The 21131-nt window shown below is 41.8% G+C and carries 14 protein-coding genes; 7 read left to right on the top strand and 7 right to left on the bottom strand.

Annotation, left to right across the window (positions count from 1 at the left end; all coding sequences use genetic code 11):
* Positions 1–86 precede the first annotated feature (86 nt).
* The gene (locus N483_RS27575) at positions 87–218 is read left to right on the top strand and encodes a hypothetical protein (protein ID WP_269201318.1); all 132 of its coding nucleotides are present in this window, start codon (positions 87–89) and stop codon (positions 216–218) included.
* Here N483_RS27575 and N483_RS00590 read toward each other — a convergent pair.
* Together N483_RS00590 and N483_RS00585 are read right to left on the bottom strand one after the other, a co-directional pair.
* Positions 215–2749 (bottom strand): ABC transporter permease, encoded by a 2535-nt coding sequence (locus tag N483_RS00590; RefSeq protein WP_023398172.1) that lies wholly within the window; start codon positions 2747–2749, stop codon positions 215–217. The genes N483_RS27575 and N483_RS00590 overlap by 4 nt on opposite strands.
* Positions 2746–3396: an ABC transporter ATP-binding protein gene (locus N483_RS00585; protein WP_023398173.1), complete on the bottom strand. Its 651-nt coding sequence runs from the start codon at positions 3394–3396 to the stop codon at positions 2746–2748. The genes N483_RS00590 and N483_RS00585 overlap by 4 nt, the downstream gene beginning before the upstream one ends.
* A gap of 397 nt (positions 3397–3793) precedes the next feature.
* On the opposite strand from N483_RS00585, the gene N483_RS00580 reads away from it, so the two are divergent.
* The 4 genes from N483_RS00580 (at position 3794) to N483_RS00565 (ending at position 8296) form a co-directional block, all read left to right on the top strand.
* Positions 3794–4153, top strand: a complete 360-nt coding sequence (locus tag N483_RS00580) for a DUF805 domain-containing protein (RefSeq protein ID WP_023398174.1) — start codon at positions 3794–3796, stop codon at positions 4151–4153.
* A gap of 265 nt (positions 4154–4418) precedes the next feature.
* Positions 4419–5438, top strand: coding sequence for a hypothetical protein (locus N483_RS00575; protein ID WP_023398175.1), 1020 nt, complete (start codon positions 4419–4421; stop codon positions 5436–5438).
* Between the two features lie 183 nt (positions 5439–5621).
* Complete coding sequence (gene dbpA / locus N483_RS00570) at positions 5622–7010, top strand: ATP-dependent RNA helicase DbpA (protein WP_036975333.1); 1389 nt, start codon at positions 5622–5624, stop codon at positions 7008–7010.
* 248 nt (positions 7011–7258) lie between these two features.
* Positions 7259–8296, top strand: a complete 1038-nt coding sequence (locus N483_RS00565) for a helix-turn-helix domain-containing protein (RefSeq protein ID WP_023398177.1) — start codon at positions 7259–7261, stop codon at positions 8294–8296.
* Positions 8297–8330: 34 nt separating this feature from the next.
* On the opposite strand, the gene N483_RS00560 is transcribed toward N483_RS00565, so the two are convergent.
* Complete coding sequence (locus N483_RS00560; RefSeq protein WP_023398178.1) at positions 8331–9227, bottom strand: response regulator; 897 nt, start codon at positions 9225–9227, stop codon at positions 8331–8333.
* A 100-nt stretch (positions 9228–9327) separates the two neighbouring features.
* On the opposite strand from N483_RS00560, the gene N483_RS00555 reads away from it, so the two are divergent.
* Positions 9328–10110, top strand: a complete 783-nt coding sequence (locus N483_RS00555) for a hypothetical protein (protein ID WP_023398179.1) — start codon at positions 9328–9330, stop codon at positions 10108–10110.
* Between the two features lie 92 nt (positions 10111–10202).
* Here N483_RS00555 and N483_RS00550 read toward each other — a convergent pair whose 3' ends face one another.
* From N483_RS00550 to N483_RS00535, 4 genes are all read right to left on the bottom strand, one after another.
* Positions 10203–11084, bottom strand: a complete 882-nt coding sequence (locus tag N483_RS00550) for a DUF2306 domain-containing protein (RefSeq protein ID WP_023398180.1) — start codon at positions 11082–11084, stop codon at positions 10203–10205.
* A 645-nt stretch (positions 11085–11729) separates the two neighbouring features.
* Positions 11730–14852: an efflux RND transporter permease subunit gene (locus N483_RS00545; RefSeq protein WP_023398181.1), complete on the bottom strand. Its 3123-nt coding sequence runs from the start codon at positions 14850–14852 to the stop codon at positions 11730–11732.
* Positions 14853–14857: 5 nt separating this feature from the next.
* Positions 14858–15937, bottom strand: coding sequence for an efflux RND transporter periplasmic adaptor subunit (locus N483_RS00540; protein WP_023398182.1), 1080 nt, complete (start codon positions 15935–15937; stop codon positions 14858–14860).
* A 307-nt stretch (positions 15938–16244) separates the two neighbouring features.
* Positions 16245–17276: a S66 family peptidase gene (locus N483_RS00535; RefSeq protein ID WP_023398183.1), complete on the bottom strand. Its 1032-nt coding sequence runs from the start codon at positions 17274–17276 to the stop codon at positions 16245–16247.
* Between the two features lie 340 nt (positions 17277–17616).
* Here N483_RS00535 and N483_RS00530 point away from each other — a divergent pair, with 340 nt between their 5' ends.
* Positions 17617–21087: a PKD domain-containing protein gene (locus N483_RS00530; protein WP_023398184.1), complete on the top strand. Its 3471-nt coding sequence runs from the start codon at positions 17617–17619 to the stop codon at positions 21085–21087.
* Positions 21088–21131 lie beyond the last annotated feature (44 nt).

Raw genomic sequence — 21131 nt, 5'->3', positions numbered from 1 at the left:
ATGATAAAATTTTTGCAACAAAATAATAACTGTAAGATTTCAATTCAATTGAGCGGATCACGAGGTGGTTTCCTGATGAATGCTTGATGAGTAAACAAACAGGTTTATCAGAACAAGCTAGATTGGCGAGAAGTTGGCTTATTTGGGGAGAGAAAAAGCTTGAAGGGAAAAAATTTGGCAATGTCGCATATTTGCTACATTGCCAACTGTGTATTTAACCGCGCTGCTCTAACAAAGTAACAACACTTTGCTTGAGTTGTTTTCGACTAAGGCATATTCCGCCTAGAGCAATTGTCATCACAATCGCAACTGCTTCGAGGAATAACATCAAGTCGTTAGGTCGATATGCAAGGCCAAACCCCTGCTGATAAATTTGACCAATGAACAGATAAACTGAAGCCAATGCACATGCCACAGGTATCACAGTTAATATTGCCCACTCTGTGATCAGCATATTTCGCCCTTGCTTTTCTGTTAGGCCAAAACTTAACAGCAAGCCGTTTTTCAGTTTGTCTCGCTGCAAGTGTGTTTGTATAGAAGCCACCACAAGCAAATTGCTCATTATTGCAATGAATACCCCATAGGCTAACGTTAAGTACATAAATGTCTGCACGGTATTGCGTACTCTTGAGATCAATTCTTCGACCCGTAACATACGAATACTAGGGTGCGCTTGCCAGATCTCTCCTAAGTTGTCCAACCCAGATTGGGGTAAATCAACGCTGCCCATATATAAAGTTGGCTCACTCGCTACGGGCACACTATCCTGATGAACCACAAACCAAAACGTGATCATGTCCGAGCCAGAGCGATAGTGATGTACTGAAGCAATATTAAACTGTTGACTTTGTGAGCCTACCTGCAAGGTCAGCACATCTCCTAGTGCAAGGCTCAACTCGTCGAATACCTCCTGCTCCATTGAAATTGAAGGTAAGCCTTGTTCACCCAATGGCTGCCACTGCCCACTGACAACGCTGATATTGTCAGGCTGACTTATTTGCCAATGTAAATTGATATCCCGTTCAAGACGCGTTTTAGAGTCACTGGATGGCGCGTCGATTTGTGCCAGCAATACATCATTCACATGGGTGACTCTCGCACTTTGAAATGCTTTAAATTGCTTAACTTCACCGCCATGTTGTTTGGCAAATTGAGAAATTGCTTGTTTTTGAGTGGAAGTAGCTTGCGTGACAAAGACATTACCTTGATCTTCAAACAGGGCACGATCTAGCACTCGATTTACATCTTGACCAACTCTCAGACACAATAATAAAAGCGTTGCGCTGAGCCCCAGAGCCAAAATTTGGATAATTTTCACACTCATCCGCTGCTTCATTAAAAGCAATACAAATGCAAACACGCCACCTCGATCAACCAAGCTGCGATTCGCAAGGCTCAATATTCCCCAAGTTAATGCAAGTAATAAAACTAGACAGACTCCAAGCCCTGACAATAACAGCCCAGTCAAAACCCAATTGTCAGTATTAAGCAAGACTACAGCCAACAGTGACAGTAAAGGACACAAGCCGCTAACAATAAATGTAACAGCGCCATCTTCTCGTTTTTCCAATAGGTCTCGCACAGTGCTTTTAAGTAATTTAATCCAGTTAGGAATTGTCAGAAGACAGTAGAGTAATACACTCATTAGCAATGCATGACCTATTCCAGTCACTCCCCACATTAGCTCAAAAGTCTCGAATACATTTTGCTGGATTAACTGCTCAATGAAAGTCGCACCAACCATTGCGATTAACAGGGCTGGTATAAAACTTAGCAACAAAATGCTGACCATTAATACCACCACTAGCAGAGGTACTTGCTGGCGTTTCACGCCATTGGCCAACATGACCGCCAACACCCCTTGTACTGGCTCTATATGACTTCTTTGGCTCAACCACAGACACAAACAAGTCAACAACACAATAATAAAGCTGATCAGACCCATGAAGTTTTGTACCCTCTGCCATGCATGTGCCATTGGATAGTTGTTTAGCAGTTTGCTGGTAACCTTTAAGTCTGCGCTAGCGGTTTGCAGTTGCTTGAGATGACTTAATTTAAAATCACCATGGTGATTGACTAAGATCTGACGATCTTCTGGCTGCATGTTAAGTGCGACCAAGCTCAGCTGGGACACCAATGCGCGCCTATCGCTACTATATCCTTGAATGATCCTGTCTGGTTCATTTAGTAAAAGCGCGCTCACAACCAAGGTTTCACTTCCCAAACGGATCTCATCACCAATGCGAACATCAAGGGCTCGTGCTAGGTGCGGCTCTAACCAGATCTCTCCGACTTTAGGCCCTTTAGAAACCTGCGATGTAGTTAGTTGTTCATTGGTTGAGATAGTCACCTGTCCAGTCAATGGATAAGCGTTATCAACCGCTTTTAATTTCGCATGGCTATAAGCACTGCCTTGGCTTAAGGTCACTTGGTAACTTTGTATAAATGTCTTTGAGCTAGCATGAGTTGTCACCCATTGCGTTTCAGAATCGTGCCAATCTCGAGTGACTGAAAGCTGAGTATCTGCCCCCAACATAGTTTGCAAATTGTGATTAAGATATTTATCTACACCTTGTCCAAGCAAACTTGTCAGACTGAGATACAAAAAGAGTAAAGCCAAGCTGAATAAAGTAACAAGGTGCTTGCCTTGGCGAACTTGCAAAAGAAATATTTTGATAAGCATTATACTAGCGCGGCTCAAGCTAAGTTTGGACTCGCGCTCGGCATCTATGGTTTGCGCGTCAATCATAACTTTAACTCTCCACTTTCTAGATGGTAGATTTTGTCTAACTTTGCTGCCAAATTCAGATCATGAGTAACCACGACCATGGTGGTGCCTGTCGACCTTGCCCCATTTTGCATATGTGAAAAAACCTGCTCAGCAGTATTTTTATCTAAGTTGCCAGTAGGCTCATCCGCAAAAATGATTTGAGGCTCGCTGCAAAGTGCTCGTGCTATCGCTACGCGCTGCTGCTCTCCGCCACTAAGCTTGGTAACCGGCTGATGCGCTTGTGCTTCCATTTGCACGAGTTTTAGTTTCTCAAGAGCCTGTTGCTGCGCACTTTTCTCACCTCGTAATAATAAAGGCAACGCTACGTTTTGCAGCGCATTTAGCTCTGGCAGTAAGTGAAAGTGCTGAAACACAAAGCCCGAAACACTGTTAATTTCAGCAACATCTTCATTCCTTTCTTGATAGCTGATCTCCCCAGTTTGCAGCGTCTCAAGTCCTGCCAGTAAGGAGAGCAATGTTGACTTCCCTGAGCCTGATGCCCCAACGATAGCAATCTGCTCTCCCGCCTCTACAGACATTGAAACCGCTTTTAGCAAGTGTAATGGCTCACCATTTACCAACTTAATGGTGTGATCTAATTGACGTACGTCTAACTTAACACCCATGTCCACTCCTTAAATACATTCGTTTTGATTTTGATAAGTGGAGTTTGCGTAAAGACATGTGAAATGGCTGTGAAATAACCGCGGCTTTTTTTGCAAAAAGGATCAATTCCACAACTTAGCAATTAACTGTCAAGACATTGAACTGACATACGAAAAATAAAATTACCTAACAAAAAGCTTCTATAAAAACCAAATACAAATAAATAATTTCATATAGTAATAATTATTTATCGTTACCTCTTGTTACAAATCATTATTTGATTTATTTTCTCTACTTGGAGAGTCAAGATATTGAGTTGTAAGCTCATAAAAAAATAGCTGCAATAAATTAAATGTGAATGGACATACCACATTTAACTCTCTTAAACACAATTAAAATAAAATTAAGGAACCAAAAATGGAATGGTACATATCCGTCTTAAAGAATTACGTGGTATTTAATGGAAGAGCGAGAAGAAAAGAGTATTGGATGTTTGTTTTATTCAATTTAATTTTTTCTGTTGTAATCGCCGTTTTAGATGGCGTGCTTGGCACATCATTTCTAAGTCTTATTTATGCTTTAGCAGTACTTGTTCCTAGCGTAGCAGTCTCCATCCGCAGATTACATGACACTGGTCGCTCGGGCTGGTGGGTTCTAATAAGCCTATTGCCACTGATAGGTGCAATTGTGTTACTTATTTTTGCAGTACAAGAAGGCGATCAAGATAGCAACGATTACGGCCCCAACCCAAAAGGTGTTGACCAAGCCTTAGCCTAAAGTTATGCCGCGCCGTTTGCTATTAATATGCAATTGGCGCAGCCAAAATCGCACCGTAAATAATTTTAACCCATTATAAAGCAGCGTTTCCCAACTCCTGCCATTAAAATTGCATTAAACTCCATATAATCTTTTTTTGCCCTCATAAAAAATAAAATATTGTAAAAACAAGGATTTTCAGTGCTTTCTTGTTATTATGTTGCTCATAAAAACTTGCGCAGTACCGCTGCGTAAAGAGTGTCACCTGAGGTTTGGAGTAATACTTGTGTCCTATGATGTAACTTTTCATTGTATTTCAAAAAAAGAAATTCAGAGATATGTTTTTGATATTTTAGAACACCCGGGACTGTTGCAATCTAGAGCAGCAGAAGTGAGTTCAGATAGCGAAGTTCAAGAGCAGTTTCTTGAATTATTTAATGAGTTTATTATTCCTTGGTATATGAATGAATCGACCCCGTCCGGTGACCCGATAACGGCCGAAAATTTTGCGGCTTATTTCTCATTTGCTATTGCCAGTGTCGCAGGTTTTCTGCATCCATATTGGTATGCTCGAAATTCAGCTATCTGCTTCTTGGCCGAAAAAATTCCTTCTATACACACGCTTTTCCAAAGCTTTTCTGCTCTTGAAAACTCTCCTCTCGCTAAGTTTGATGCCGATACATCCATACTAATGTCCGGTAATTACAGTGCAAGTGGAGTATTACAAAATGTCGGTACTTTTAAAGGATGGGTTCTGGAAAATCAAAACAATATTGCGGAGCTTATCGATGAAGACGGTTTAGACTCATTGTTGAGAGCACTGAATTATTGTATCGACAACGGTTTATATCTTATTGAGGCAACAGAAATAGTTGTTCCAATATCTGGAGAGTGTCAATCAAACTATGGTAATTTGAGAGCACATTTTTTAAAGAATATAGATTCGCCAGCAGTGCCCAGAACAACTCGCTCAGATGAGCATTCCACGAACAGTTGCAAAAAATGTGGCAGTGCCATTGGTTTCATCGATGTATTTAAGGCTGGTTTACCCACAATGATTACATGTGGTAAATGTGGAAGTTATGCAAAATTCAATATCAATCCGTATATTGATTACCCTATTCTCATTTGTCTACTTATTGCTTTCGCAGCCATCACTTTTGTCAGCGGAGACTATTTAATCACCAACCAAGTGTTGCCATTCAAAGAAAAATATATCTTCGCTGGCACAGGCATCACTTTTGCGGTCATTTTTGAGATATTGTTTGGCGTTTGGCTATTGAAGTTCAAAAAAGTTATTGGGTAAACATCACTCATACAACTGGAAATTTTTTACTAAACACAAACAGGCTAAGGCAAGTGGGGTTTCTCTTATCGCAAACCCCATTGTTTCACCTTGACTGAAAAACAAACGCCACCATGTAAAGATTCTATCGGCACATAGTGCGTGGTATAATCCGCCTTTATTTCAAAATAGATGATACTTGTTTTGTCTCAGCCTCTTTTTTCTAGTTTGTCACTTTCAAACGCCCTATTAGATAACCTAACCTCTCTTGGCTATACGGCCATGACGGAAATTCAAGCTCAAACACTGCCTAAAATCTTGGCGGGTAAAGATCTTATCGGACAAGGAAAAACAGGCTCAGGTAAAACTGCTGCGTTTTCACTTGGTTTACTGCATAACCTCAACGTAAAACGTTTTCGTGTACAAGCGCTCGTTGTATGTCCTACTCGAGAGCTGGCAGATCAAGTTGCTGTCGAAATTCGTAAACTCGCCAGAGCTATCCATAACATTAAAGTTCTCGCTTTATGCGGTGGTGCTCCGATGGGCCCTCAAATAGGTTCATTGGAACATGGTGCCCATATCATTGTTGGCACTCCAGGTAGAATTGAAGAACATTTACGTAAAGGCAGACTATCTCTGGACGAAGTAAACACTTTCGTATTGGATGAAGCTGATAGAATGCTCGAAATGGGTTTCGAAGATGCCATTAAATGCATCCTAGATCACTGCCCAGCTAAACGACAAAACCTGCTATTTAGTGCGACCTACCCGCCACGAATAGAGCAGCTAGCAAAGCATATTATGCAAAACGCTGAAAAGGTCACCGTTGAAGCAACCCATGATCACAGCTCAATTGAGCAATACTTTTACGAAGTGCAAGATAACGATGCGAGACTGGCTGCTGCGCAAAAGTTATTACTGCAATTTCAACCAAGCTCCGCGGTCATTTTTTGTAATACTAAGGCTGAATGCCAATCTGTTTGTGACAACCTCAAACAAATCGGATTTGACAGTGCCGCCCTTCACGGTGATCTAGAACAAAAAGACCGAGATCGCACCCTAGTGCGATTTGCAAACAAAAGCCTGACTATCTTGGTTGCCACAGATGTCGCCGCCCGTGGTATTGACGTCGATCATGTTGACATGGTGCTTAACTATCATATAGCACACGATCCAGAAGTGCATGTCCACCGAGTCGGTCGCACTGGGCGTGCAGGAAATACAGGAGTGGCATGCTCTTTAATGAGTTACAAAGAGTCCCACAAAGTTAACGCTTTGGAAGATTACTTGGAGCAAACCATTGATCCGATTAACCTACCGAGTGACGATGTGTTTAGCAATCAAATTGCACGAGCTCCTATGGTTACGTTGCAGATTGACGGTGGGAAAAAAGCCAAATTAAGACCAGGCGATATCTTAGGTGCTTTGACTGCAGACAAATCAATACAAGGCACTCAAATCGGTAAAATTAAAGTTACAGCGATCACCTCGTATGTCGCCATTGAGCGTAAGCTCGCCAATAAAGCCTTGAAGATTATTTCAGAAGGAAAAATGAAAGGTCGTCAATTTAGGGCAAGAAAAGTGACTCAATAACCCTCAGTATTTAAAGTGATACGCCGCGGTGGTATTATCCGGATCGCGTCGTATCCCTATTATTTATAAGTCTTTACGACTCAAACTCGTTTATCTATCAATGATAAAACACGAGTATAAACTGATATTAAATAGGAAATTGAACAAATAAATTATTAAAATCAACCCCTTTTCTTATGCAAGTTTTGCAATTGCAAACCAACTACTCCCAGTCATAAAATAAAAACAAATATGCAGTAGAGAGTTTCATGGTTTTAGATGCCACCATTTTTTTGTTATTTCTAAGTGCCATCGGCGCAGTCAATTCGTTGGTTTTGAGCATTTACTTATTCAGATTAAAACCCCTCAATCTCGTGAATAAGTTATTAGCTGGTGTGGCCTTAATGATTTGTATTCGGATGAGCCAACCTATCTTCTTTTACCTAGACCATAGTAAAGCCTTCTTTCAACTGGGCTTAACAAGCTATTTTTTGGCCGCCCCCTTACTGTTCGCCTACGTAAAACAAACTTTCAAACTGAAAACGTCAAAAAACATTAACTGGAGAATTCATCTACTCCCCCCAACTAGCCTTGCTCTTATTATTGGAATAACTTGGCCATATGATTATTATACCTTGTTATGGAGTGCACATATTTCCACCGCTGTTGGATATATCTGGTTTGGCTATTTATTTGCATCTTTACTAACCATTGCACCGGCAGTAATAAACAAATCTTTGGATATCGTGGTAGATCAAAATGCTCGAGTTGCCATCGTAGTCATATGCAGCACTACAACACTTTGGTTAGCTTATATTTTTAGCACCTACACATCCCTTTTTGTTGGCATAGTATGTTTTTTACTATCTACTTATCTCAGTTTTGAAGCCTTAATATCAAAGAGATTCAATGCAAAAAAGGAAAAATATGCCAGTAAAAAAATACCGCAAGATTTGGCGGCCCCTATATTATCGCGGCTAGAAAAATTGATGAACGAAGACGAATTGTATAAATGCCCGAACCTTAGTTTGTCTCAGGTTGCAAATCGATTAAATATTTCTGTTCCACATCTCTCGCAAGTTTTAAATGATAACTTGGGCGTGTCTTTCACATCCTATATTAATCAGTATCGAGTAACACTGGCAAAACAGCTTTTATGTAAAGATACAAATATAAGTTTAAAACAAGTATCTGAATTATGTGGCTATAATAACCAGTCAACATTTTATATAGCATTTAAAAAGTTTTCTGATACCACTCCGGCTAAATATCGAAAGAAAGCCAAACAATCAAGTCCTACCAAGTAAATATGACTTAGGCTGTATAAAATCATGATTAAAATCAGACACCGACAATGAGCATTTTACCTTGTGCCATCCCCTCTCGTTCACAACAAAGATCAATACGGCTATCTAGCGGATAGTTGTAGAGCATTTCAAGTTTAGGATGAAGGCTATTGACACATTTACAACTCCTCACAAACAAACTCATTTTGCTTTGATTATCTAAAAATGCGTAGGCTGTTTTTGCTAACGCCTCTTTACACGCATTCATAATCGGCTCGTTTATTTGATTCAAATGAATCGCTTTTTGCGCTTCCCCCTCAGGGATCACTTCAACACTACTGGCCAGAACACACGTGGCATATACATCAAGCACACAGATCACGCGCACTTTCTGGCTGCCTCGCTCAGCATATACGACCATAACGCAAGGTAATTTACTTTCATCCAAAGACTGAGAACGAATGGGTTTTAGTGTTAATGACGCATTGATATTTTTTTGCATCAATCGCTCTAAAAAATCCGTTTTAGGTAAAGCAAGCCCTTCTCGAAGCGGAACTTCTTGTTCTACCATTAGCTCTCGGACTTCAAGTTCCTGCACTATTGGCAGCAAAATTTCGCGCAGTTCACTGTCAGCAAAAGGTTTAGATAGGAAAAATGTACAGCCCATCGACTTGGCATGGTTAATTTGCTCTTCCTCATCAACGGTCGATACCATGCCCACAGGCAATTCAGGGTACGTTGCCCTAACTTCCTTAAGTAACTCAATACCCGACTTATCTGGCATATGCCAATCGGTTAAAATAATATGAGGTTGCCACAACTCTATGCGTTCAAGTGCATCATCAACACTATTTTCGCAAGAAATAAATAATTTCCGATACGTAAACTGCTGAAGTGCGCGCCTGATAATTTCGCATGTCGCATGGCTATCATCAACTATCAGAACTTTCACATTCACCTCAAATTTAAATTTTCATATTCAGTATAGGCAGAATTTCACAGTAAAACTAAACTTATCTTATTGATAATCAATGAAGCGATGAATAGCTGCTATGTTGCCGATAGAAGTTTACCAATACATTGCCTTAAATTTTGGTCTGCTAATTTTAGCGGCATGGTTTTATGTTTTGTTATTGATTTTAAGGGAGTTTAGACAATTTGCAGCAGTATTTATGAACGCCAACTCAAATAACTCCGGATCTGATGAGGTGGTCGCACTATGCAAAGATTCAGTGGAGCGCGCCACGCAGTTCAATCAACAACATGAACAAACCATTTCTGAGCTTTTACACGTACAAGCAAATCTAGAGCAGCAGCTTGCACAAATTCGCGCCTCCACCGCAGATCATATAACCAAAGAAGAGCAAGCTTCTATCAATGAGCTCAATAAAAAGCTCTCACGTTCCCACAAACTGATCAAGCGCCTTAAAGGTGACTTAACCATCAGTGGTAAAAAACTAAAATACGCTAAAACAAAATTGGAAGATCAATCCCAATCAGTGGGCAGCTTGAAGCAAGAGAACAGCAATTTACACAAAGAAATCGCTCAATTGAAAACAGATATGAAATCGGTTCAAGTCAGTGGAGAATCGCCAAATGAACTTGAGATCCAAGCGCTAGTGCAACAGTATGAGCGCCAAATTGCCGAACAGAACCAACTTATTGACCAACTTTCCGTCGATTTACCAGAGCAAAGCGACGGGGTTGACGCCAAGGCCATCGAAGCTGAACTTCAGCAAGCCAAACAAAAAATTAAACACCTAACTAAAGAAAATAAATTTATTGAAAGTCGTTATCTAGAAGCGGTTAAGAAGGCCGACAATATGAACAACTAAGCATAGTGTTGAACCCAAAAAATAAATAATAGGCAAGCCTGCACTTGCCTAAACTTAGTTATGGTAACATCAAGTACGATTGATGATTACCTCTATATAGAGATCGCATCACCTGACATTACTTTTAATAAGAAAGGTGTGAAGCCCATGATCCCAACCAACATCAATAGTGTCAGCACACATAAACAACCAGCAGCCAACCATTTTACCTTTTGACTTTGCGTCTCACTGGCAAAGAAATATAATTCAGCCATCGCTAATGGAACAATAAAGCAACCAAAAGTCCACATTGGGAAAAACGGGTCGCCAAACGCAGGGGCAAGACCCATGGTTGTGCCAGTTATTAAATAGCTAAAGACACCTATTCTTAAGATCCACTGCGCATTCGATACCAAAAATAAACGAATTGCCCACTTTTTATGATTTCGAATATCTTTTTTAATCGCCGTTTTAGCGCAAAAATAAGTAAAAGTGAGGATCAATAAACCATTGATACTGGTGCCAATTCCGTCAAGCGTGATCGGGTGTTGATCTCGGATCCATACCAAATAGAACCCAGATATCGACAAAGCAAACACGGTTAACAAATATAGATACCCATTTATTTTGTGAAATTTAGGAAAGTAGCGACGCATTTGCGGCATCAATTGCAATGCCCCACCAAACGCCACAACCCCAGCCCCAATTGCGTGTGCTGCAAAAGCTGCGTTACCGGCAAAATCTCCTGCTTTGTAAGGCGTTTTACCAAACACTTCCCAGACGTTCCAAATCTCCATATTGTTGTTGATGACTGAAAACCCATAGAACGCGATAATGTAGTAAAAGAAAAACCATTGGCCCGCCAACACAGCCAGAAACCAAAAGGTCGTTGAGTATTTTAACCATTTACTAGCCCATTTTGAGCTTGCTTTATTACCTTGCGCTATCGGCGATTGCGACGCACCGTGCGACATATTTAATGATGTGTTTTCCATTGTGTTTGCCCTCATAACGTTGGAATTGAGGGCTATTTTGCAGTGGTTAAGGTACGAGTGCGCCCGAATGGGCCGATTGATACGTTTTTGTAGAAAAACAACAAACTTATAAAATTATAAGCTTTAAAAACAAATAGATAAAAATCTAAAAATAGAGAGTTATACGATGACTATACTCAATTAAAACTTTTTAACCGCCAAAATTAATCACCAAAAGCCTTAAAAAGTACAACAAGATTGGAATCACAAGTGACGTTTTGTAATTAGGGCAAGGCACGAAATTGACTAATGGAAACGGAGCCAATCAAGTCTCGCCAATAAGTATGCATTATTTTCCAAACACCTTGTTTGCCGTGCTACAAGAGGTGCTTAGATTTTCGGGAAAAGATGTTTAGTTAGTAACTACTTCAGATAACTTGGGCTAATTTAACAAGAAACAATAAAGCGCAGTGTTGAGATACCATATCAAGATTCAATAACCGGCCTGCTAAAGCCGAAGCTCCTATGTAAGGAGACAGCTTCGCGCTGCGCTGTAAAGTGCATATTCATAGCACACGGCCGCGCTTAAGAGTCATACTCAGATAACTGAACTATCTTAATTTTCAATTGTTCATAAAAAAGGAGCCGTAGCTCCTTTTTCATTGTTTATCGCGCCCGTTTGTTACTCAGCACACTGACCAACAGCGCCGGTAAAAATGTCAGGCTGAGCAACATCGAGAACACTATGCCGCACAATACGATAATACCAACACCTCGGTATAGCTCTGTGCCGTCTCCTGGTATAAACACCAAAGGTGCAAGACCAAATAATGTGGTCGCCGTCGACATTAATATCGGCTTAAGTCGCGTTGCAACCGCCTGTTTGACTGCTGCAACAACTTCCATGCCCTGATCTACAATCAACTTTCGTGTTTGGTCTACTATCAAAATAGGGTTATTAACCACAGTCCCCAATAAAATCAGGAAGCCCAACATGGTGATCATATCAAAGGGTTGGTGGAATGGTGTCATTCCAAAGTTTGCCAGCAATACATTAACGCCATTTACGGAAATTAGTCCCAGTAAGCCTCCAGCCATACCCAATGGTACAGTGGCAAGAATAAACAATGGGTAACTCCAATGCGTAAATATCGCCACTAACAATAAGTAACTCAGCACTAAGGCCACAATAAAGTTGCTCGACAACGAGGCTTGTGTCGCTTCCAATTGATCGGCTGCGCCACTGATAGAAACCTTAGTCCCTTGCGCAATTTTTCCCTGTTGCCAAAGTGTCGGTAGTAACTCGGTACGCACAATCTCTTCGGCGGTTTCCAACGCCACATCTCGAGGTGGGATGATATATACAGTCACCGTTCGTTTGCCATCAACACGGCGTAAGCTATCACTGTTTTTACTTTCCACTAAGTCAGCTAATGCACTCAGTGGCAATACATCTCCAGATGGCGTGACAATGGGTGAAGTAGCCAATTGCTCAATGGTTTGTTTTTCTTTTTGATGACTGAAAATAAACATATCTATTTTGTCATCGTTCAAAATAAACTCATCAACATACGCGCCGTCACTCAGTGACGAAATTGTATAACCAAATTCATTTGGACTGATCCCAAGCTCTGCGAGCCTTTGCCATTTGGGTTTAATTTCTATAAGCGGTTGATCTAGGCTAAGTGCCCGAGGATCTGAGTTAATTTGCGGATTTTCAAATGTTACTTGAGCTTGCTCGTATACTGCTTCAGCTGCGCGATACAAATCCGTTAAGTTGCTCCCTGCAATATCTACCGCGACTGCGCGGGTGCCACCATCATTACTTGAAATAATTGAGCCCCTAGCAGAGAAAGCACGCATGTTTTCATAACTTCTAAACTTAGCTGTAATTGCATCCATCATAGCCTGAATATTGTCTGGATCAGTCGGTGCACTTAAGAACCAAATACGGCCTATTGATACTGACATCGAGTAGTAAGCCAGTGGCGGCATATCTGTCTCGCCCTTATCAAATGCCTCACTGGATGCATTAATATGGCCATTAAAGTAAACGCGCAGTTCATCACCTATTTCTTTCATTTCTGACAGGTTATAACTTGGCGGCGCAATCATCATTGAAAACGCTTTAGGTTCTTCGCCTTCTGGTAAATATTCAGCCGCGGGCATTAGGGCGTATGCAGCACCGAGTGTTACTACCACAAAACTTGCAGTGATGGCGGTTGCTCTGGCTTTTGATGCCACACAAAAAGACACCAATGCGAGCCAACGCTTTGAAAGCGTGACTGTTTTCATCTCGTCTTTACGATTAGGCAAATTCGCCAATGTTGTCGGTACAATAAAAATGGCCACCAGCATAGAGGCAATAATTGCGGACGATACGGCTATCGCAATATCGGAGTAGAGCTGACCTGCTTCTTGTTGCACAAATAAGATAGGCGCAAATACTAACACTGTTGTCGCTGTCGAAGCCAAAACCGCAGGCCAAACCTCTTTCACACCTTTAATTGCAGCGTGTAGTTTACTCGTGCCACGTCTATTAGCTTGCACTATGGCTTCAAGCACTACGATGGTATTGTCGACGGTCATACCAATAGCAAAGGCCACACCAGCGAGGGAAATAACATTAATGGTGCGGTCAAAAAGCGTTAAACCAAGAAAAGCTGCAACAGTACAAATTGGTATGCCGATCACACCAACCAATGTGGCACGCCCGGAGCGTAAAAATAAAAACATCACCAAGGTTGCGAGTAACGCACCTAAAGCCAAATTAGTCCATACATTTTTAAGTGAGCTTTCAACATATTGAACATCGTCACTCATTAAGATCAGCTCTAAGCCATTTTGTGCTAGCAACTCTTGATTAATTTGCTCAATCACTGGCAGCATTTGCTGCTTAATATCAATAACATTTGAGCCACTTTCGCGACGTACTGACAGCCTTAAGGTGCGCTCACCATCTGAGTATGAAATACCGCGTAATTCAAAATGGTCTAGCGATACAACGGCAACATCTCGAAGCTTAGTGATCACCCCATCACGCTCAGCAATAATCAAATCATCAAGCTCATTCAGCTGTTCAAAACGTCCAACCATACGCAATAAATAACGACTTGGGCCGCTTTCAATGTCGCCTGCCGATGCGTCGCGATTACGCGAGCGGATGGCATTTCTTAAATCAGTTACACTTAACCCACGTTGAGCCAAGCGACTCGGATCAACATTAATTTGTACTTGTCTAGCGGCACCGCCGCCAACACCGACCTCTGACACACCTGGGATACTCTCCATTCGCGGTCTTACGAAATCTTCGGCAAAATCTCTGAGCATATCGACGTCTAAATCAAGCGGGTTCCCGGTTTGTGGTTTTAGTACAAAATGCATAAATGCGTTGGAGGAAAAAGAGCTCGAATACAACCTTGGCTGATCGACGTTTTCTGGGTAGCTTGGTACTTGGCTAAGGGCGTTGTTGACACGGATCAAGGCGTCATTGACATCAACACCAAAAGGAAACTCCAGTTGGATCCGTGCCGATCCCATTTGAGAATAAGACACCATACGTTTGAGGTTTGGCAAACTGCGTAGAAATCGCTCTTGCTCAACTAGGATCTCTTTTTCAACATCTTGCGGGGTTGCACCTGGCCAGCCTGTTTGAACCGTTATGGTTCTGACTTCAAGGTCGGGGATCATCTGTACTGGAATTTTTAACGCTGTCACCAGCCCCAAAATACAGATAATCAAAGAGATAACGGCAACTAGGGTACCGCGCTTTACGGCGCTTTCAATCATATCAGCTAGTCCTTATTCACCGTGATCTCACTGCCATTTTTTAACAGTTGAACAGCAGTCATAATAATTGGTGCGCTCAGTACTGTGCTATCTCCTGAAACAACTGAAATAAGTACTTGCTCACCGCGCTGCTCTAGTACTCTTACCGTATGCCGAGTAGCAGAGTTTCCATTGGCAACAAAGACACTCAATGCGCCATCTGGATGATATTTAAGTGCCGACTTTGGTACCCAAACCGCTTGAGTGCCTGTACTGGACAATTCAAATTGCGCTTGAGCCGACATACCCGCAATAAACGCTTCTTGCTTAGGTACTTCAACGTGAACAACAAAGCTGCGAGTTTGCTCATTAATGACCGGTACAACTGCTTGCAGTTTAGCTGCGATTAATTTACTTTGATCGTGATCTGGCTGAATAACTAATTCATTTATCTTGTTGTTTGAAAAAGCATTTATATATTCTTGAGGTACCGCGACTTTGAGTCGTAAATCGCCTACAGAAACCAGTGTTAAAGTATGCGTCTGCGTTGTAACCCATTCACCTAAATCGACATCACGCTTCATCACAACGCCGTCAAAAGGCGCAAATAGAGTTTGTCTTCTTAGCGTTTCTTTATCCATTGCTAAAGCAGCTTTTGCTTTTGCTAATGCTGCTTTTGACGCAGCGACATCAGCACGGCGCTCTGCAAGTAAAGTCGGTGCCACAAATTGCTTTTTAGACAGTGACTCTACTTCATCAAGTTGGCGTTTAGACTCCAAAAGCGCAACATCAGCGGACTCAACCGAGGCTTCACTTTGCTCCAATCTCAATTTTGCCAATGTCGGATCTAGTTTTAAAAGGGCTTGACCGCGCTTAACTACATCGCCTACTTCCACCAACAATTCGTTGACAACGCCGGCTTCTAAGCTTGCAAGTGTGGCATTTTGTTTCGCTTCAACGGTTCCGCTCAAAGTCAGTTTATTTTTATACTGAAGATCCTTGGCTTGAAAAACCGCAACTTCTACTGGCGTGCTCCATGTTGATGTTGACCAACCCGCAATAACGGATAAAGCAACAGCGGATATAAACGCAGGAATACAACGCATTTTTGCACCTCAAATGATAATTGTTTTTAAAGAAGATACTATGAAAGCGTTTTACAAACGCTTAAATTGCGACAAACCCACTAATCTAACAGATGATAATCTCCAATTTATCCAATCATCGGAATATTAGTGCGCCCACTAATATAGCTGCTCGATGTGTCAATTTCCGTTTCTAAAAGAAAACAAATGAGTTCTAGAGGTGCAAAATATCGTAAGATGGTTAGCTATTTTCACCTGAAAAATAGCTAACTTGCATTTAAAAACGCGTAGAGAAGTTAGGCGATGACTAAGCCTACCTGATATGGGGTTAAATCAACTTTTGGCTAATTTCTCCCAGCCCATTTTTCAATTTAACATTTGCCAAAGCGCCGTTAACCATGGTTAAGTTTGGCGCTTGATGACTGACATCAACATCATACAAGACAGGAATTTCGAGCTCCCCCAGAGATTGCTGTAAAGCGATTAAATCATCGTAGCCATCTCCACGTGCCACTTGAGCTGCATTTCGGCCGATTAAAATGCCCGAAGCATTGTCAAATGCTCCTTTGAGTTTCAAACTTTGAAATGCCCTAAAATACTGTGTCGGTGTTAGCTCCCCATTCTCAAAATAATATATGACAGGATCCTCTCTATTTATTAGTTTTTTATGGGGTAAAAAATATTCAGAGCCATACAACACCATATGCGTATCTATGCACCCACCGATTAAACGGCCTGTAAATTCAACTTCATCATGGTACGCATTATTTAATATTTTCCACTGGCTTGGTTCTGACAGATTAAAAGCAGCTGTCGGCTCTTTACTATAGTCTGCGTGGCGGCGTTCAAAAAATTGCGCAGCCGTTTGCTTGAATTCACCTCCAGTGGGGGTGGCCAAGTGCTCGAACACTCTAGCTGTTAATTCGTCTGTTTGATTTAGCCCCAACTGCATTAAGTTGGTGCAGTGGCAAGTTGCCCAGCCTAGTTTGCAACTAATTGAGGTTAGAACTGTACTGATATCTGAAAATCCCATAAGCCATTTTGGTTTAGCTGTTTCCAATCGTTGCCAATCTAACTTGGGTAATATATCCATCGCAATTTCACCACCCCAAGGCGCCATAACTGCGTCGATACTATCGTCGCATAAAAATGCCATAAGCTCCGCTACCCGCGCTTCAAGTGGAGCACTGACATGCAAATCATCTTCTCGCAAGCATTGCCCTTCCAGCACTTCAAACCCACGATTTTTCAGGTCTTGTAAGACGATATTTAACCTCGGGTGGCAAGGTGCAGCAACACCCGATGAAAATGCAGTGACAGCAATTTTGCTGCCTGAAGATAACGGAGATGGATACAACATTTGAATTCCTATTGCTTGTTATTAAAAATGAACACCTAGCTCAAATTAATTAATAAAGCCAACATACTGAGTTTTAAGAATATACGCAACTTGATATTGGATATTACGGCGGGTCAGTCGTTGCATCTATTTCAACGCTATTTAAACAGCTCCCTGACAACCAAGCCGAGTCTGTAACTTCTCACCTGAATTTTGTAAATGAGCAAAACACCGACAATTTTTTCTCCTCATTTGAGCAATTCAACTGTACGAATTTCATCCATTTACTATGCTTATTGAACCCAATACTGATTCAGAAAACCTGCACAGTTTGTATCGTGTGTTTCGGAGGAACAAGAACATGTTTTATTCACGTAAACGGATGCACCTTATACTCACTTGGGTGTTAGGTATATCGATCACTGGCTGCGGAGGGGGTGGTTCTGACAGCTCCCCTTCCACACCTTCTACGCCAAGTACGCCGCAAAATAACGCACCTACAGTCACTATCAGTGGTGAAAGTTCAGCACAAGAAAAAAAAGAAGTTACGCTCACAGCACAAGCCTCTGACAGCGATGGCACAGTAAGCACATTTGCATGGCAAATTGTTGCAGGACCAACAACAACGCTATCTAATGCCAACACAAATACTGTCACTTTTACAACCCCAGATATTTCCGAAGACACCACAATGACCTTACGCGTCACAGTTACCGATGATGACAACGCATCGGCGAGCGCTGACTTCAATCTCAGCGTCGCAAGAATTGTGAAGTCCGTAACCATCACAGGGCTTGTTACAGACGAACCGATCCCCAACGCGGCACTAACGGTATACGTAGGAGATCAAAGTTTTGAACTTGCAGCTGATGCCACTGGTACTTATACCTATCAGCTCGATGTTGACGAATCTATGGTAAATGATTTGGTGAGGATCCGGGCCAAGGGCGGTAGCACACAATCAGACGTCGAGTTTTACACTCAATTACCAAGTTTTTCGGCGATTGAAAGCCAAGCCGGTGAGGATGGAATCTTAAATAAAGATGAAAACTTCGGTGTAAACATCACTAACGTCACAACCTCTGAATATGCATTAATAACCCGAGAAATCGGCATCCCTGAAACCGAATCAGCGCTCAACAACGTACTAGTTGGGATTGACGCGGATGAAAAGCTCACACTCGCCGCACTGATAAAAATTGTGGTCGACGGAGAAGGTGATAACCAATTTAGCCTCCCTTCAGGCGTAAACTCTACTTTTGAGCTCGTGTCTTCGCCCACTGCCGTCACTGAATTAACAGACACCATAAATGATAAAAACCCGACACTAATTGAAAGCACTAAAAACGACATTAAAGAAGATGGTGATTTAGTTGATAATAGCCAGTCAGACTTTAATGGCGCCTACTTAATTGGCTCTACAAAAACCTTTACGCCTAGGCTAGTGGAATCAACTTTTTTTACATTGCGGTTTTTTGAAGCCACATTTAATCAAGACAATACCGGTACATTTACCGACTACACCAGCGCTGATATGACCTGGAGTCAGGATGACAAGGGCCTTGTTTCACTTACTTTTTCTCCCGGTGCCATGAGTATAATCTACCCATGCAAAAACAATAATGGCGACTTTTTCGATTGCCAATACAAATACAAAAGCGCCTCGTTCACTGTATATGATGAAAGCCCAGTTGCAAAAGCCATCAGCATCACCTTTATTGGCGATGAATACTCCATTGACAGCGAAGGTAACGAAACCTTGCAAAACAGTGATGTCAGTCGCGCAGTAGATCTTTCCATGATAGGGAAAAACCAGACTATCACACCTGTTGCGACTAACTTCAGTGGTACTTGGTACATCGATGATCTGTTCGACTCAACATCAGGAGGCTTCGCCAGCAAAGTGACCTTTAATCAAGATGGTACTGGAACGGCACAAATGCGAGCAAACACCAGTCGAGCATTCACTTGGTCAATCACTGGTAATATATTGGCCATTACACTGGCTGCAACAGATGAACTTACAGCAAAAACCTTCAATTATTGGCTAATCAAAAACATTGAGTCTGGATTCCAGTTTTGGGCGACCACAGATAAAACAGAAACAGAAAAATACAGAAGACGCTTTGGTTTAATGATGCCTGAACAAGAGGTTACATTAACTGAAAGTGATATTTTGGGCCGTCTTAGATCATACTTAGGTGTAGATTATGCGTCGAATGGTTTTAGCGATAATTACATTAATGGCACGTCATATTCAAACTTAATAGATCGATATTACACTTGGAGTATATCTGGTAGGTCTCTAAATTTCATGAATTACCAATATAACTCGAGTTACAACGTTGTGCGCCAATGCCCTGAAAATGCCACTAGTGATATGTGTAAATTGTATAATCACATGCAATATGAGGTTATCAGCACACACGGCGATATCTGGTATGTACGTAGCCAAGACTCCGTTATTAGTGGCACTGAGGTGGAACAATCATACATTACGAAATTAAGGAAATCAGCCTCAACGCTCGATAAGTTTGAGTATTACTGGCTGAACGGCAGCAACTTATTTTTCATTGAAAATCAGCAGGTTCTTGCTAACTTGTTTCACACTGAAACGAATGAAAATGGTAGCACTAGTCGAAAAGTACACCTTGGTAACGGTGATGTTGCTGATTACGCCATTGCTGATGGCAAATTGCACATCGACCAAATGGGCTCAGTAGGTGTTACTGAAATCCAAGCATTTGATAGAGATTACTTAAAAGTGTGTGGTTACTTTGAAGGCACCACTTGCGAGCAAGGTGAAGTGAGAAACCTCTATTTTGATTTCTCGACCGCGTCACGAAACAATCAAACCCCACCGCCAGCGGCCATGCAATACGCCATAAATGGTGCTTGGTATCAGCCTAGTTCACCCAACTTTGTCATTATCATCAGAGACGGAGTATGGGTACATATGGAAATAGATACAACCAATGATCCAAGCGGCTCTACTGGCATGGAAATAGGATCACTCAGCTGGGATGAAACCAGTAAGGATCTCTCTGTTGATTTAGTCATCGACCAAAACGGCGAGTTTGGCTATGATCCCAGTTTATCGCACAAAGCCAGCGTCGAAGGCAATACGATGACCTTGGAGATCTCTGGTGAATCACCCGTTGTGTTTGAGCGGTTGCTTGACGAAAATGAACCCAGAGTTGGCGGTTTCGTAGAGTATCCACTTACCACCAGTAAAATTTGGGTGTCGGTATTTATGCCTGACAACAAGTTTTTTGAAGCAGAGTATGACCCAGCAAACTCTGACGGCCCAGGTATCAATTATGGCTCTTATACATACAATACCGATACTGGCTTGGCCGAGCTAACTTTTGAAGTGAATCAACTCAATACTGATGACGTGTCATTCTTTATGCATCAGGCAGGCCCTGATGTCATCCACTGGAAAGACAACGAAGAGTTAGGTGCCGTAGTTCGCACCAAATCGAGTAGCGACCAGCCTTACTTTGACAGCATGAAAATTAGTTATGAGCGCTTTGCCTTAATTAATGGCGATACCACCAGCTATCTCGACTTTAAAAACGACGGAACGCTGGACTTTGTAAGCCAAGGTAAAAACAGGGCATTTACGTGGAAAATTGTCCTTGGGCAATTGCATTTACAAGCCGTCACGCCAAGTGCCGGGTTGGATGTGGAAGCGTATGTGATCACACCGACAAGCATGCTCGATGATGGTTGGAATGTTGACGTGATAAAACTTGAACACCCAACTGACTTTACTGACTCAACGAGCCCTGAACATCATTCAAGATTTAGTGGTAGTATGCGCAGATAAAGGCACAAAACATAGTTAGCGCAGCACTGGTGCTGCGCTAACTA

Origin of the sequence: Pseudoalteromonas luteoviolacea NCIMB 1944 (genome assembly GCF_001625565.1) — a bacterium.
GTDB classification, from domain to species: domain Bacteria; phylum Pseudomonadota; class Gammaproteobacteria; order Enterobacterales; family Alteromonadaceae; genus Pseudoalteromonas; species Pseudoalteromonas luteoviolacea_F.
Note: the sequence above shows the minus strand (reverse complement) of the source record. Positions and strands in the feature narration are given on the sequence as shown.

What these genes read in the sequence shown, in the direction of transcription:
- N483_RS00545 (WP_023398181.1), bottom strand. Translation starts at nt 14,852, where the DNA reads ATGATTGAAAGCGCCGTAAAGCGCGGTACCCTAGTTGCCGTTATCTCT.
- N483_RS00590 (WP_023398172.1), bottom strand. Translation starts at nt 2,749, where the DNA reads ATGATTGACGCGCAAACCATAGATGCCGAGCGCGAGTCCAAACTTAGC.
- N483_RS00580 (WP_023398174.1), top strand. Translation starts at nt 3,794, where the DNA reads ATGGAATGGTACATATCCGTCTTAAAGAATTACGTGGTATTTAATGGA.
- N483_RS00555 (WP_023398179.1), top strand. Translation starts at nt 9,328, where the DNA reads ATGTTGCCGATAGAAGTTTACCAATACATTGCCTTAAATTTTGGTCTG.
- N483_RS00585 (WP_023398173.1), bottom strand. Translation starts at nt 3,396, where the DNA reads ATGGGTGTTAAGTTAGACGTACGTCAATTAGATCACACCATTAAGTTG.
- N483_RS00540 (WP_023398182.1), bottom strand. Translation starts at nt 15,937, where the DNA reads ATGCGTTGTATTCCTGCGTTTATATCCGCTGTTGCTTTATCCGTTATT.
- N483_RS00565 (WP_023398177.1), top strand. Translation starts at nt 7,259, where the DNA reads ATGGTTTTAGATGCCACCATTTTTTTGTTATTTCTAAGTGCCATCGGC.
- N483_RS00550 (WP_023398180.1), bottom strand. Translation starts at nt 11,084, where the DNA reads ATGGAAAACACATCATTAAATATGTCGCACGGTGCGTCGCAATCGCCG.
- N483_RS27575 (WP_269201318.1), top strand. Translation starts at nt 87, where the DNA reads ATGAGTAAACAAACAGGTTTATCAGAACAAGCTAGATTGGCGAGAAGT.
- N483_RS00530 (WP_023398184.1), top strand. Translation starts at nt 17,617, where the DNA reads ATGTTTTATTCACGTAAACGGATGCACCTTATACTCACTTGGGTGTTA.
- N483_RS00535 (WP_023398183.1), bottom strand. Translation starts at nt 17,276, where the DNA reads ATGTTGTATCCATCTCCGTTATCTTCAGGCAGCAAAATTGCTGTCACT.